The sequence below is a fragment of the Limnohabitans sp. DM1 genome, from assembly GCF_001269385.1.
Lineage (GTDB): Bacteria > Pseudomonadota > Gammaproteobacteria > Burkholderiales > Burkholderiaceae_C > Limnohabitans_A.
This window is the reverse complement of record NZ_CXOO01000022.1, coordinates 16,759-29,052: the sequence shown is the minus strand read 5'-3', so window position 1 is coordinate 29,052 and position 12,294 is coordinate 16,759. Positions and strand designations below refer to the sequence as shown.

The 12,294-nt window shown below is 61.4% G+C and carries 10 protein-coding genes; 6 read left to right on the top strand and 4 right to left on the bottom strand.

What is annotated here, in order from left to right:
* Nucleotides 1-19: 19 nt before the first annotated feature.
* On the bottom strand, nt 20-1,027 hold the full coding sequence (locus AMM33_RS07920; protein WP_090140196.1) for a thiamine pyrophosphate-dependent dehydrogenase E1 component subunit alpha: 1,008 nt from the start codon (nt 1,025-1,027) through the stop codon (nt 20-22).
* Between the two features lie 356 nt (nt 1,028-1,383).
* Here AMM33_RS07920 and AMM33_RS07915 point away from each other — a divergent pair, with 356 nt between their 5' ends.
* The 3 genes from AMM33_RS07915 to AMM33_RS07905 all read left to right on the top strand — a co-directional run bounded on the left by AMM33_RS07915 (nt 1,384) and on the right by AMM33_RS07905 (nt 5,512).
* A complete protein-coding gene (locus AMM33_RS07915) occupies nt 1,384-3,381 on the top strand; it encodes a sigma-54-dependent Fis family transcriptional regulator (RefSeq protein WP_090140525.1) in 1,998 nt (665 codons plus the stop codon).
* A gap of 155 nt (nt 3,382-3,536) precedes the next feature.
* Entirely contained in the window at nt 3,537-4,541 is a 1,005-nt protein-coding gene (locus tag AMM33_RS07910) for a Bug family tripartite tricarboxylate transporter substrate binding protein (RefSeq protein ID WP_090140194.1), read from the top strand.
* A complete protein-coding gene (locus AMM33_RS07905) occupies nt 4,541-5,512 on the top strand; it encodes an alpha/beta fold hydrolase (protein WP_090140192.1) in 972 nt (323 codons plus the stop codon). The genes AMM33_RS07910 and AMM33_RS07905 overlap by 1 nt, the downstream gene beginning before the upstream one ends.
* Nucleotides 5,513-5,933: 421 nt before the next feature.
* Here AMM33_RS07905 and hemE read toward each other — a convergent pair whose 3' ends face one another.
* A complete protein-coding gene (gene hemE, locus AMM33_RS07900) occupies nt 5,934-7,100 on the bottom strand; it encodes a uroporphyrinogen decarboxylase (RefSeq protein WP_090140190.1) in 1,167 nt (388 codons plus the stop codon).
* A 183-nt stretch (nt 7,101-7,283) separates the two neighbouring features.
* On the opposite strand from hemE, the gene AMM33_RS07895 reads away from it, so the two are divergent.
* Nucleotides 7,284-9,035, top strand: coding sequence for an ABC transporter transmembrane domain-containing protein (locus AMM33_RS07895; protein ID WP_090140523.1), 1,752 nt, complete (start codon nt 7,284-7,286; stop codon nt 9,033-9,035).
* Nucleotides 9,036-9,113: 78 nt separating this feature from the next.
* Here AMM33_RS07895 and AMM33_RS07890 read toward each other — a convergent pair whose 3' ends face one another.
* A complete protein-coding gene (locus tag AMM33_RS07890; RefSeq protein WP_090140188.1) occupies nt 9,114-9,560 on the bottom strand; it encodes an REP-associated tyrosine transposase in 447 nt (148 codons plus the stop codon).
* A 232-nt stretch (nt 9,561-9,792) separates the two neighbouring features.
* The gene (locus AMM33_RS07885) at nt 9,793-9,981 is read right to left on the bottom strand and encodes a hypothetical protein (protein ID WP_090140186.1); all 189 of its coding nucleotides are present in this window, start codon (nt 9,979-9,981) and stop codon (nt 9,793-9,795) included.
* Between the two features lie 116 nt (nt 9,982-10,097).
* Here AMM33_RS07885 and AMM33_RS07880 point away from each other — a divergent pair, with 116 nt between their 5' ends.
* Together AMM33_RS07880 and AMM33_RS07875 are read left to right on the top strand one after the other, a co-directional pair.
* Nucleotides 10,098-11,012: a polyprenyl synthetase family protein gene (locus AMM33_RS07880; RefSeq protein ID WP_090140182.1), complete on the top strand. Its 915-nt coding sequence runs from the start codon at nt 10,098-10,100 to the stop codon at nt 11,010-11,012.
* Nucleotides 11,013-11,044: 32 nt separating this feature from the next.
* On the top strand, nt 11,045-12,259 hold the full coding sequence (locus AMM33_RS07875; RefSeq protein WP_090140180.1) for a methyltransferase: 1,215 nt from the start codon (nt 11,045-11,047) through the stop codon (nt 12,257-12,259).
* Nucleotides 12,260-12,294: the final 35 nt, after the last annotated feature.

The following is a 12,294-nucleotide window of genomic DNA, read 5'->3' as shown; positions in this document are numbered from 1 at the left end:
TTTTCCGAGGCTGAAAAGTTCAGGCAAAGACATGCAGCAAGGCGTCTTCGGCTTCGGGGTAGGGGCTGTTGCGCGCGAAGTCGTAAGCCTCTTGAACGCGCTGGTGCACGGCCTGGCGCAATGCCGCGTCTTGGCTCTCGTCCAGGGCGCCCAGGGCACGCAGTTGCTGCGCCAGGTGCGGGATCGGATCGTTTTTGCGCAATGCCTCTGTTTCGCCTTTGGGGCGGTAGGTTTCCGGGTCACCTTGAAAGTGACCCAGGTAGCGGTCGGTCTTGACCTCGATCAGGGTTGGCCCAAGGCCTGCGCGTGCCCGCGCCACGGCTTGGCCTGCGGCTTTGAACACTTCGACGGCGTCGTTGTCTTTCACCAAAATGCCGGGCATGCCGTATGCCGCTGCACGGTCTGAATTCCAGGCCACAGAGGTCGATTCGGACTTTTCGACCGAGATGGCATACGCGTTGTCTTCGCACACAAAAATCACCGGCAAGCGCCACAGGGCAGCCAGGTTCATGGATTCATGGAAGGCGCCCTGGTTGGTGGCGCCTTCTCCAAAAAAGGCGACGGCCACCGCATCGGTGCCGCGCTTTTTGGCGGCCAGCGCTGCGCCGCAGGCCGGGGGCATGCTGGCGCCCACGATGCCGCTGCAGCTGAACTTGTGCTCCGGGTCAAACAAATGCATGTGACCGCCCTTGCCACGGCCCAGGCCCGTGGCCTTGCCAAACATCTCGGCTGTCATGGGTTTGAGGGGCACGCCCTTGGCAATGGCAAAGTGGTGCGGGCGGTGTGCGCCCACCACGGTGTCGTCTTGGCGCAGATGCGCGCACACCCCAACGGCCACCGGCTCCTGGCCTGCGGCCAGGTGCATCTCTCCGGGCACGGGGCCTGAGCCGATGTCAAAGGCCAGGCCTTTTTGAATGGCGGGCGGCAGTTTGCCTTCCATATACACCTTGACCATGGTTTCTTCGTACTCACGAATTTCGACCATCGTTTCGTACATCCACCGCAATTGCTCGGTACTTGCTTGCATGCATATCTCCTCAAGTTCTGGCGCCGTGCACCGTCGAATGACGGGCATCGGACGATGAACTTTTGCAATCGCCGTGCCAGCGGCCAAAAGCCAGTTCCAGCAAGGGATTGCCCTGACTGCATGGCCGCTGGCCTGTTGCACAGGGCAGACAGCTGATGCAATGGCCGCCTTTCGGGGTGCGACAGGTGTTGCATTCCCATGCAACAAATGACACCTTGGAGTCGGGTAAGCGCCAATGAATACAGAGGCATAAATGACTACGATGGACTCGTCTTGTCAACGACTACACGTAGGCATACGGCGCTTGGAGAAATACCTCTTGCAGCGCTGGTATGGGCGTGTTCACCCCTTTCACCATGTCCTTTTCTGCTTCCGTCATCGACCAGCGCATTCGTCAGGCCATGCAGGGCGACTCGGCCCTGGCCAAGTCCTGGAAACGGTCTCTGGAGCGCTACCAGATAGACCCCGGTCTGAGCACGCCACCCAGGGTGTATTCGAGGGGCCAGCTCAAGGACTACCAAACGCCGTTGGAAGACTTGATGCACACCGCGCGCGAGGGCATGAATCAACTCTCGCGCCAAGTGCGGGATGCTGGTTATGTGGTGTTGCTGACCGATCCACAGGGCGTGACGGTGGACTTTGTGAACAACGAGGCCCACGACAAAGAGCTGCGACATGCGGGTCTTTACGTGGGGGCTTGCTGGTCAGAGGAGGTGGAAGGCACTTGCGCGGTGGGCGTGTGTTCGATTGAACGCGCACCCATCACCGTGCACCACGATGAGCACTTTCGCTCGCCCAACACCACCTTGACCTGCAGCTCTGCCCCGGTGTTCGGACCTGGGGGTGATTTACTGGCCGTTCTGGATGCATCGGCGCTGTATTCACCGCATGACAAGCGCAGCCAACACCTGGTGCTGCAAATGGTGTCGCAAACGGCCCGAATGGTCGAGGACGCTTATTTTTTGCGCCAGCATCGCCACCACTGCGTCTTGCACCTGAGCGAAAGTCGGGCCTTGCTGGATGTGCAGGTCAGCCTCTTGATGGCATTGGACGAGAGCGGGCGGGTCATGGCCGCCAACAGCCGGGCGCGTCAATGCTTGGGGGCGCATCCGGACCATCCACTGGCGCATGCGCTGACGTGCATGGGGGCAGACATCAGCCATGTGTGGGGCCTGGACATGCCCGCACTGGTCACTCAGGCGCACCGGGCCAAAGGTGACGCCTTCGAAGTGCGCCATGTGGCCAGTGCGCGGCGCTACTTTGCCAAACTCACGCATCCCACGCAGCCGCGTGTGAACAGGGTCTTGGCAAACCATGCCCAGGCCGCTTCGGTGGGCACGGACCTGCAAGCTTTGCATGTGCTGGCCGGTACGGACCCCTTGATGATGTCCAACGTGCTCAAGGCCAGTCGGGTGATGAACAAGGGCATTTCGGTCTTGCTGCATGGGGAGACTGGCACCGGCAAGGAAATGTTTGCGCAAGCCATGCACCAGTGCAGCGCCCGCAAAGACCAATCCTTTATCGCCCTCAATTGCGCAGCCATTCCCGAAAGCCTGATTGAGAGTGAGTTGTTTGGCTATGCGGATGGCGCCTTTACCGGGGCACGCGCCAAAGGGGTCAAGGGCAAGATCCAGCAAGCCGATGGCGGCACCTTGTTTCTGGATGAAATTGGCGACATGCCACTGGCTTTGCAGACCCGCTTGTTGCGCGTTCTGGCGGAAGGTGAAGTCATGCCCTTGGGCGCAGAGGTGTCGGCCAAAGTGGAAGTGCAGGTCATTTGCGCTTCGCACCGCAAGCTGCTGTCCATGGTGGACAAGGGACACTTCCGGCAAGACTTGTATTTTCGTTTGAGTGGCATCGTGATCGAGTTGCCTGCTTTGCGTGAACGCCAGGATCTGGGCGCACTGATTGAACAGGTCTTGCACGCACAAACGCGCGCACAGTCCAGGGTGTTCATTCCCACCATCACGCCAGAGGCCTGCGATTTGTTGAAGCACTATGCATGGCCTGGCAATATCCGCGAGTTGAAAAACGTGTTGCGAACGGCGGTGGCCTTGTGTGAACGCAATCTGATCGAGCCCAGGCATTTGCCACGCGAGTTGCAGTGCGGTGCGGGCGTGCCTTTGTTGCCGCCCCGCTTGGCCTCGGGGGAGCCGCTGGCGTCTTGCACAGCCCTGTCCGGCCAGCCAGCGTCGTCCATGCCAGAGTCAGCCCTGCCCGAAAAGAGCGCCCAACTCCTGGCGCATTTGCGCCAAGAGCGCTGGAATGTCTCGGAAGTGGCCCGCCAACTGGGCGTCAGTCGCTCCACCATTTACCGACGCATGGCGCGCGAAGGCATCAGTGCGCCGATCTGAGGAGGATCAAGCCGCGTGTTGCGCAAGCTGGACATGTTTGTCTGGGGGTTCAACCTCAGACAAACCCTTGGTGTGGGGGTGTTTCGGCGCTTGGGTGACAGGGGCTTGAAGCGATGATGTCATCATGCAGGACTCACGTTTTTAAGGAGACCCGCATGATTTCAAAATTGAACCGCCGACACATCATGGGTGGTGTTGCGGCCGCTGCGTTGCTGGCAACTTCGTCCATGGCCTGGGGGCAAACCGCCTGGCCCAACAAACCCGTCAAGATCGTGGTGCCCTTCGCACCCGGCGGCACCACCGACATCCTGGCCCGCGCCATCGCCCCGGATTTGAGCAAAGCTTTTGGTCAGCAATTTGTCATTGAAAACAAAGGGGGGGCCGGGGGCAACCTGGGGGCAGAAATCGTGGCCAAGTCCGCAGGCGACGGCTACACCCTGCTCATGGGCACGGTGGGCACACACGGCATCAACCGCGCCCTGTACGCCAAGCTCCCCTACGACCCCTTCAAGGACTTCGCCCCCATCACATTGGTGGCGGGCGTGCCCAACGTGATGGTGGTCAACGCCGAAAAAGCCGCGGCCAACAAGATCAACACCGTCAAAGACTTCATTCAGTACGCCAAAGCCAACCCCGGCAAGCTGAACATGGCATCGAGTGGCAACGGCACCTCCATCCACTTGGCGGGCGAGTTGTTCAAGTCGCAGACCGGCACTTTCATGGCGCACATTCCTTACCGGGGTTCTGCCCCAGCGCTGCTGGATTTGTCGGGCGGCACCATGGACGTGATGTTTGACAACCTGCCCTCAGCCATTCCGCTGATCAAAGGCGGCAAGCTCAAAGCCCTGGCGGTGACCAGTTCCCAGCGCTCGGCGGCCATGCCTGAGTTGCCCACCATCGAAGAAGCTGCCGGCCTCAAAGGCTTCGAAGCCAGCAGCTGGTTTGGTTTGTTGGCCCCTGCAGGCACCCCCCCCGATGTGGTCAGCCGCATCCAGCAAGAAGTGGCCAAGTCGCTCGCCACCCCCGCCATGAAAGAGCGCCTGGCCACCTTGGGCGCGATCCCCAGCGGCAACACGCCCGCTCAGTTTGCGGCCATGATTGAAGCCGAACACAAGAAGTGGGCCGATGTCGTCAAGGCCTCGGGTGCCAAGGTCGACTGATGGCCTGGTTTGAAGGCTTCGAGCGGCACACACGCACGGTGGCGGGCTTGCCAGTCTGCTTTCGGCAATCGGCCGATTGGGCTGCGCAAGCGCACCTGCCCGTGCTGGTGTTGCTGCACGGCTTTCCGCAAACCCATGTCATGTGGCACCGCGTCGCGCAAAACCTGCGCGGCCGTTACCGCCTGGTCATGCCCGACCTGCGGGGTTACGGCGATTCGTCGCACGCCGTGGGTGACGCTGAGCACACGCACTACAGCAAACGCGCCATGGCGCAAGAAGTGGTGGGCCTGCTCGACGCCCTGGGCGTGGGGGATTTTTTCCTGTGCGGTCACGACCGAGGTGGCCGCGTGGCGCACCGTTTGGCGCTTGACCATGCCCAGCGCGTCAAGAAGTTGTGCGTGATCGACATCGCGCCCACCTTCGACATGTACAGCGGTCTTTGGGGCAAAACCCCTGAGGTCTCCGGCCCTGTGGCCGACCCGTACTTCGCCTTTGCACAGGCCTACTACCATTGGTTCCACCTGACGCAGCCCGCGCCCCTGCCCGAGTTCATGATCGGCGGCAACCCCCAGGCCTATTTGCACGCCAAGCTCGGCGGCTGGGGCAGCCAGGGCATGGGCTACATCGAGCCCGAGGCCTTGGCCGAATACGAACGCGCCTTTTGCAACCCGACCTTGAACGAAAAAGGCTGGTCAGCGGCTGTTCACAGCGCGGCCGAAGACTACCGCGCCAGTGCTGGCATCGACCTGGCGCACGACCGTGAAAGCCGCGCGCACGGCGACAAAATCGCTTGCGACACGCTGGTCTTGTGGGGCAGTCGGGGTGTGGTCAACCGCATGTTCAAGCCGGTTGAGCTGTGGCAGGCGCAATGCGCGGGCCATGTGAGCGGGCAGGTCATGCCTTCGGGCCACTTCATCCCCGAAGAACTGCCCGAAGCCACTAGCCAAGCGCTGGCCAAATGGATGGTTTGACTTGACCTACTCCAGAGGCTGTCCCTTGACGCATCAAGCGCAGGGGGCGCTTGGCTTTATTGATTCGGCACGCTGAAGTTTGAAATGTGTGAGAAATGGCATCTCGTAGGTCGGTACTCGCAGAGTCCGACGTTTTCAGCCTTTGGCACAGGCCCCATGTCGGGGTCTTCGACCGCCGACCTGCGAGTCTGAGCCGTGTGTTGCCCGTTGGGAGGATTTTGTGGGAGCTTGCCAGCCAAGCGAAAAGCCTGCGGTCCACAAGATGCTGATCGCCAGCAGGGCTAGCTCCCACAAAGTACAAGATTGAAGTCACCCTGCAAACTTCACAGGGCCGGATCAAAAGGGTGGAAACCCTTGCACATCCTCCGGGTACACAGGCCCGCCGCATGCGCAGAATCTGTGGCCTCGGCAGGTGGCTGCATCAGTGGCTCTGGCGCAGTTTCCGCGAATGGCTGTGCACCGCCTCCACCAGCGCCGTGACATGCTCTGGCGGGGTGTATTGGCTGATGCCGTGGCCCAGGTTGAAGATGTGGGTGGGGCCGGTGGTGCTGCGGTCGGTGTGCGGCGTGCCAAAGCTGTCCAGTACCCGGTGCACCTCGGTCGCGATCTGTGCAGGCGGCGCAAACAGGATGTTCGGGTCGATGTTGCCTTGCAGCGCCTTGCCGGGGCCGCCCACTTGGCCGCCCACGAGGGCCCGGGCGCGACCCAGGTTCATGGTCCAGTCCAGGCCCAGCACGTCGCAGTTGAGGTCCGCCATCTCGGGCAGCCACAGGCCCCCGCCTTTGGTGAAGACGATGCTGGGGATGCGCTGGCCGTTGTGCTCGGTTTTCAATTGGCTCAGCACGCGGGCCGTGTAGGCCAGGCTGAACTGCTGGAAGGCCCCATCGGCCAGCACGCCGCCCCAGCTGTCAAAGACCATGACGGCTTGGGCACCGGCTTCGATTTGCGTGTTCAGGTACAGGGCCACGGCATCGGCGTTGATTTCCAAGATGCGGTGCATCAAATCCGGGCGGCTGTACATCAGGGTCTTCACATGGCGGTAGTCGTCAGAGCCCGCGCCCTCGACCATGTAGCACGCCAGCGTCCAGGGGCTGCCAGAAAAGCCGATCAAAGGCACGCGGCCATTGAGCGCTTTGCGGATGGATGTGACGGCATCGAACACATAGCGCAGCTTGTTCATGTCGGGCACGGCCAACTCGGCCACGGCGGCTTCGTCGCGCACGTTTTTGGCAAAGCGCGGGCCTTCGCCTTGTGCGAACGACAAGCCCAGGCCCATGGCGTCGGGCACGGTGAGGATGTCGCTGAACAAGATGGACGCGTCCAGCGGATAGCGGTCCAGCGGCTGCAGGGTCACCTCGGTGGCGTAGTCGACATTGGTGGCCAGGCCCATGAAGCTGCCGGCCTTGGCGCGGGTGGCACAGTACTCGGGCAAATAGCGTCCGGCCTGGCGCATGAGCCAGACGGGGGTGTGGTCGGTGGCCTGGCGCAGGCAGGCGCGCAAAAATGTGTCGTTGGCCAAAGAAGGCCAGTTGACAGTCTTGCCTTTGGGCGTTGTGGCCGTCAAAGCCGAGCTGGAACTTGTATTCATGGGGTGATTGTCTCCGTCTATCGTTCAGGGGCAGGCACAGCGCTGGGTCAGCGGTGCCGTCGGGGGTAAATCTGATGATTATCAGCACAGGCGAGGGGCACCCTGCTGCCGTTCATGTCGCTGGCGGGCATTTTTCATTTGCCGTTATGCTCAGACTTCGACATCTTAAGACTGAATTTTTTCATGGCCGCTTCTGCCCAATCGCTCACTGGTTTGACCCCTTTTCTGAAGCCTTACCGTGTGGCTTTGGGTGTCGCGGCTTTGTTCCTGTTGCTGGCGGCGGGCACCACCCTGGCTTTTCCCTGGGTTTTGCGCCAGCTGATTGATCAAGGTTTGGCCAGCGGGGCTTCAGCCGATCAGCTGTCAGGCAATTTTTTGCAGCTGTTTGGGGTGGCCGCGGCTTTGGCGGTGTTTTCTTCGGGGCGTTATTACACCGTGAGCTGGCTGGGTGAGCGCATCACGGGCGACTTGCGCAATGCGGTCTACGCCCATGTGCTCAAACAAAGCCCGGCTTTTTTTGAGACCACGCAGTCGGGCGAAGTGCTCTCGCGCCTCACAAACGACACCACCTTGGTGCAAACCGTCGTGGGCTCATCATTTTCGATGGGCTTGCGCAACCTGGTCATGGGCGCGGGGGCGCTGATCATGCTGGTGTGGACCAACCCGGTGCTCATGCTGCAGGTGGTGGCCGTGCTGGCCGCGGTGATTTTCCCCAGTGTGTATTTGGGTCGACGTGTGCGTCGCCTGTCGCGGGCCAACCAGGACAGGGTGGCCGATTCGAGTGCCATCGCTTCCGAGGTGCTCAACGCCATCAGCGTGGTGCAAAGCTACACCGCTGAAGGCCGTGAAACCCGTCGCTTCATTGATTCGACCGCCCGAGCCCTGGGCACGGCGCTGGGCCGCATCCGGGCGCGGGCCATGCTGGTGGGTTTCATCATCATGGCCTCGAGCGCTGTCTTGCTCTGGGGTCTGTACATGGGCACGCTGGCCGTGCGTGCGGGCACCAGCACCGCAGGCCAGTTGGGCGAGACGGTGTTTTACGTCATCTTGCTGGCCAGCGCTTTTGCGGTGCTGGGCGAGGTGTACGGCGACTTGCTGCGCGCAGCCGGCGCGACCGAGCGACTGATGGAGTTGCTGCACACCGAGTCCAACTTGAAGATCGCTGCCCAGCCGCAACAAGCGCCCTGGCCACAAGGCGGCTCGTCGCTGCAGCTCGACGCTGTGCGCTTTCATTACCCCTCACGCCCCGACACCTGGGCGCTGGACCAGCTCAGCGGCCAGATCCATCCTGGCCAGACGGTGGCGGTGGTGGGTCCCAGTGGCGCGGGCAAGACCACCTTGTTCGATTTGCTCATGCGCTTTCATGACCCCCAGTCGGGCCGCATCGTGCTCGACGGTGTGCCGATCGATCAAATGGACCTGCACTCACTGCGCGAGCGCATGGCCATCGTGCCGCAGGAGCCGGTGATTTTTTCGGGGACCGTGATCGAGAACATCCGCTACGGCAGGCCCGACGCTAGCTTGGAAGAGGTGCACGCCGCCGCCGAAGCCGCTTATGCCCAAGAGTTCATCCGCGATTTGCCCGATGGTTTTGACACCTACCTGGGCGACCGGGGCGTGCGCTTGTCGGGCGGACAGCGCCAGCGCATCGCCATTGCACGGGCCATTTTGAAAAACCCGCCGCTCTTGCTGCTGGACGAAGCCACCAGCGCGCTCGATGCGCAAAGCGAAAAAATGGTGCAAGCCGCACTTGACAAAGCCATGGTCGGCCGCACCACGCTGGTGATTGCCCACCGCCTGGCCACGGTGCAACGCGCCGATGTGATCTGGGTGCTCGAGCGTGGCCGCTTGATGGAGCAGGGCACCCACGCCGAGCTGCAAGCCAAAGGGGGGTTGTACGCCAGCCTGGCAGCGCTGCAGTTCAACGCTTTGTAGGAGCCCACCCTGTGGGCGATGGGCGTGGCACACGCCCTGAAATTCTTACAGCTGTTGGGCTTGCGGGTCCTTCAACGATCAAATCCAAACGGCATCCCAATGGGGGTAATCGGCAACAGATGACACCAATCCAGCGCGGATCGGGTTGGCAATGACGTAACGCGACATGGCTTTGAGGTCTTCATCATGACGCACTGCATGGTCGTGGTACCCGCGCTGCCAGACCGGATAGCCCAACCGGTGCGAAGTGAGGGATTTAACCCCGCGCACAACTTGTGAAAGTGTTGCGCCTTCGCCCAATTGCATCAGCCAATGCAGGTGGTCCGGCATGACCACAAAAGCCAATGTGTTGGCCCGTTGTAAATCGTTTTCTGTTTTCAGGTAAGCGATCAAGGTCCTTGCGGCTGAAAAATCCTCAAAAATACGCCGTCGCTCAGCCGTGACCACGGTGATCATGTAAACCTGCCCACTTTGGGAATAGCGGCCCGATCGCAAACGGTACGCGTGGGCTGTGAAGCGTGTCATTTTTCTCTCTCTGCAGGTGCAGCCTAAGCGAAATTGCAGGTCTTGTGAACACGGATTGCATGCACTGCAGGCGATCAAACATCGGTGGTCCATATGCCATTGCCCACGGGGTGGGCTCCTACAAAAACCAAACTTTTTTGGGCGATGTGGCAAAGCCCTGTTTCGTAGGAGCCCACCCCGTGGGCGATGGGCGGGGCACGCGCCCCAAAACCATCTGGCATAGGCGCGTGGCTCACGACTTGATGTCGGTTTCGTCTGGTGCTTGCTTGGCCGCCTCCCGCGCATCCTTTGCCTCTTGAGCCGCCTTTTCCCGCGCCCGCTGCTGGCGCGTGTGTTCTTGCGCCTTGCGCACGTCGTGCATCTGCCAAAAGGCAAACACGAACACCAGGCCAAAAATCCCCAACTCCAACCAAATTCCCATGGCTTGACCTTTCGTGTGTTGATGTGTCAATAAATATTGACAGTCCGTGTAATCAGTTTACATTTACAGCCCTGCCTGTCAGTTTGGGTTGACGGGCTTTCCCCTTCGGAGGTCCCATGAGTCTGTTGACACGCGCCGAACAAGCCCTGAGCACCTGTTTTGAGCAAGCCGCTGGCATGGGCGCGCCGCCCCGGCTGGTCGCCGCCATGCGGCATGCGGTGTTTTCGGGGGGCGCGCGCATTCGTCCGCAGCTGTGTATCGCCGTGGCCACCGCCTGTGGTGACGACAAGCCTGAGCTGACCAATGCCGCTGCCGTGGCGCTGGAGTTGATGCATTGCGCCTCTTTGGTGCACGACGACATGCCCGCCTTTGACAATGCCGACACCCGGCGCGGACGCCCTACTGTGCACAAGGCCTTCAGTGAACCGCTGGCGCTGCTGGCCGGGGACGGCCTGATCGTCATGGCCTACCGCGTGCTGCTTCAAGCTGGCGCGCAGCGGCCCGAGCGCCTGATCGCCCTGATGGACAACATGACGACGGGCGTGGGTCTGCCCCATGGCATCGTGGCCGGGCAAGCCTGGGAATGCGAGACCAGCGCCGACCTGGGCCAATACCAACGCGCCAAAACGGGGGCGCTGTTTGTGTCCGCCACCTGCGCGGGTGCACTCAGCTGCGGTGTGGCGCCCGAGCCTTGGGCGCCTTTGGGCCAGTATTTGGGTGAAGCCTATCAGGTGGCAGACGACATCCGCGACGTGATTGCCGATGCGGCCACCTTGGGCAAACCCGCAGGTCAGGATGCATTGCACGCACGCCCCAGCTCGGCCCAGGCGCTGGGTCTGGACGGGGCGATTGCCCACTTTGATCACCTCATTGACCAGGCCGCTGCGTCGATTCCGGCGTGTTCTTGCCGCGACATGTTGCGCCAATTGGTGCAAGTCGAAGCCGAACGACTGGTGCCCAAAGCCCTGTGTGAGGGCTATTTCAAGACCCACTCTGTGGTGACTGCGGCTCGCATCAGCGCCACGCACTGAGCCCGGCCAGCACAAGACGCGAAGGAGGCACTATGTCCCAACCCCTGGATTTGGCCAGCATGCAGGCCCAGTCAGCTTTCACCGCTTTCAAGGATGCGTGGCAAGCCCAGCTGGAGCGCTGGTACGCCCATCCCGGCTTGTACCGATGGTCGCTCAGCAACCCGCTGACACGTTGGCTCACGCGCCGTCGAACCCGCAAACTGTTTGATCTGATGGCCGGGTTTGTGCACAGCCAGGTTTTGCTCGGCTGCGTGCGTCTGGACTTGTTTCGGACCTTGCATCAAGCCCCCGCGCATTTGGAAGACCTGGCCCGTCGTACCGGGCTGGCCCCAGCGGTTTTGCAGCGCTTGCTGCTGTCGGCGGTGGCGCTGGGCCTGCTGGAGCACCGCAGCCAAGGCCGTTTTGGCCTGGGGCCGCTGGGCGTGCCGCTGGCGCAGCACGAGGGGATCGCCCAGATGATTGAGCACAATCATCTGCTCTACCAGGACATGCAGGACCCCTTACAGTTTTTGAACAACGCCTGGAGCGGCGGCATGGCCGAGTACTGGCCTTATGCCCACGAAAAACCCGCTGTCCACATGCCTGCAGAACAGGTGGACAAGTTCACCCGCTACTCGCAACTCATGGCGGCCTCACAAGGCTTTGTGGTGCAAGAGATTTTGTCGTCCTACTTTTTTGACGAACACCACTGTGTGCTCGATGTGGGGGCGGGCAAGGGCCGTTTTGTGAGCGAGCTGGCCGCGTACGAGCCCCACCTGCAATTCAAGATGTTCGACCTGCCCCCTGTGCTGGCGCTGGCCCGTGAAGGCTTGCAGGCCAAGGGCTTGACGCAGCGCGTGACCTTGCACCCGGGCAGCTTTCTGGATGACCCTTTGCCGCAAGGCGCTGACTTGATCACCTTGGTGCGCGTGGCACACGACCACCCGGACGCAGTGGTCAAGCTCATTTTGCAAAAGGCCTTCGAGGCTTTGCCCTTGGGGGGGGCATTGCTGCTGGCCGAACCCATGGCTCAACCTGACGAAGCAGCCGGGCAGCCCGAAGCTTCGGTCGATGCCTATTTCCACTTTTACCTCTTGGCCATGGGGGCAGGGCGTCTGCGCACCCCTCAAGAGCTGCAAACCATGATGCAAGAGGCCGGTTTCACCCATGTGGAGCTGGTGCCCAACGCCATGCCCATCCACGCACGCATCCTTGTGGGGCGTAAATCTCAGTGTTTACCCTCGGTTTCAGGTCAAAGTGTCAATTAACTTTGACATATGCCGATGTAAGGCAAAGAATACGA

Bases quoted from the DNA above. Each gene is read 5' to 3' on its own strand.
- AMM33_RS07885 (WP_090140186.1), bottom strand. From the start codon at position 9,981: ATGGGAATTTGGTTGGAGTTGGGGATTTTTGGCCTGGTGTTCGTGTTT.
- AMM33_RS07920 (WP_090140196.1), bottom strand. From the start codon at position 1,027: ATGCAAGCAAGTACCGAGCAATTGCGGTGGATGTACGAAACGATGGTC.
- AMM33_RS07895 (WP_090140523.1), top strand. From the start codon at position 7,284: ATGGCCGCTTCTGCCCAATCGCTCACTGGTTTGACCCCTTTTCTGAAG.
- AMM33_RS07875 (WP_090140180.1), top strand. From the start codon at position 11,045: ATGTCCCAACCCCTGGATTTGGCCAGCATGCAGGCCCAGTCAGCTTTC.
- AMM33_RS07915 (WP_090140525.1), top strand. From the start codon at position 1,384: ATGTCCTTTTCTGCTTCCGTCATCGACCAGCGCATTCGTCAGGCCATG.
- hemE (WP_090140190.1), bottom strand. From the start codon at position 7,100: ATGAATACAAGTTCCAGCTCGGCTTTGACGGCCACAACGCCCAAAGGC.
- AMM33_RS07910 (WP_090140194.1), top strand. From the start codon at position 3,537: ATGATTTCAAAATTGAACCGCCGACACATCATGGGTGGTGTTGCGGCC.
- AMM33_RS07880 (WP_090140182.1), top strand. From the start codon at position 10,098: ATGAGTCTGTTGACACGCGCCGAACAAGCCCTGAGCACCTGTTTTGAG.
- AMM33_RS07905 (WP_090140192.1), top strand. From the start codon at position 4,541: ATGGCCTGGTTTGAAGGCTTCGAGCGGCACACACGCACGGTGGCGGGC.
- AMM33_RS07890 (WP_090140188.1), bottom strand. From the start codon at position 9,560: ATGACACGCTTCACAGCCCACGCGTACCGTTTGCGATCGGGCCGCTAT.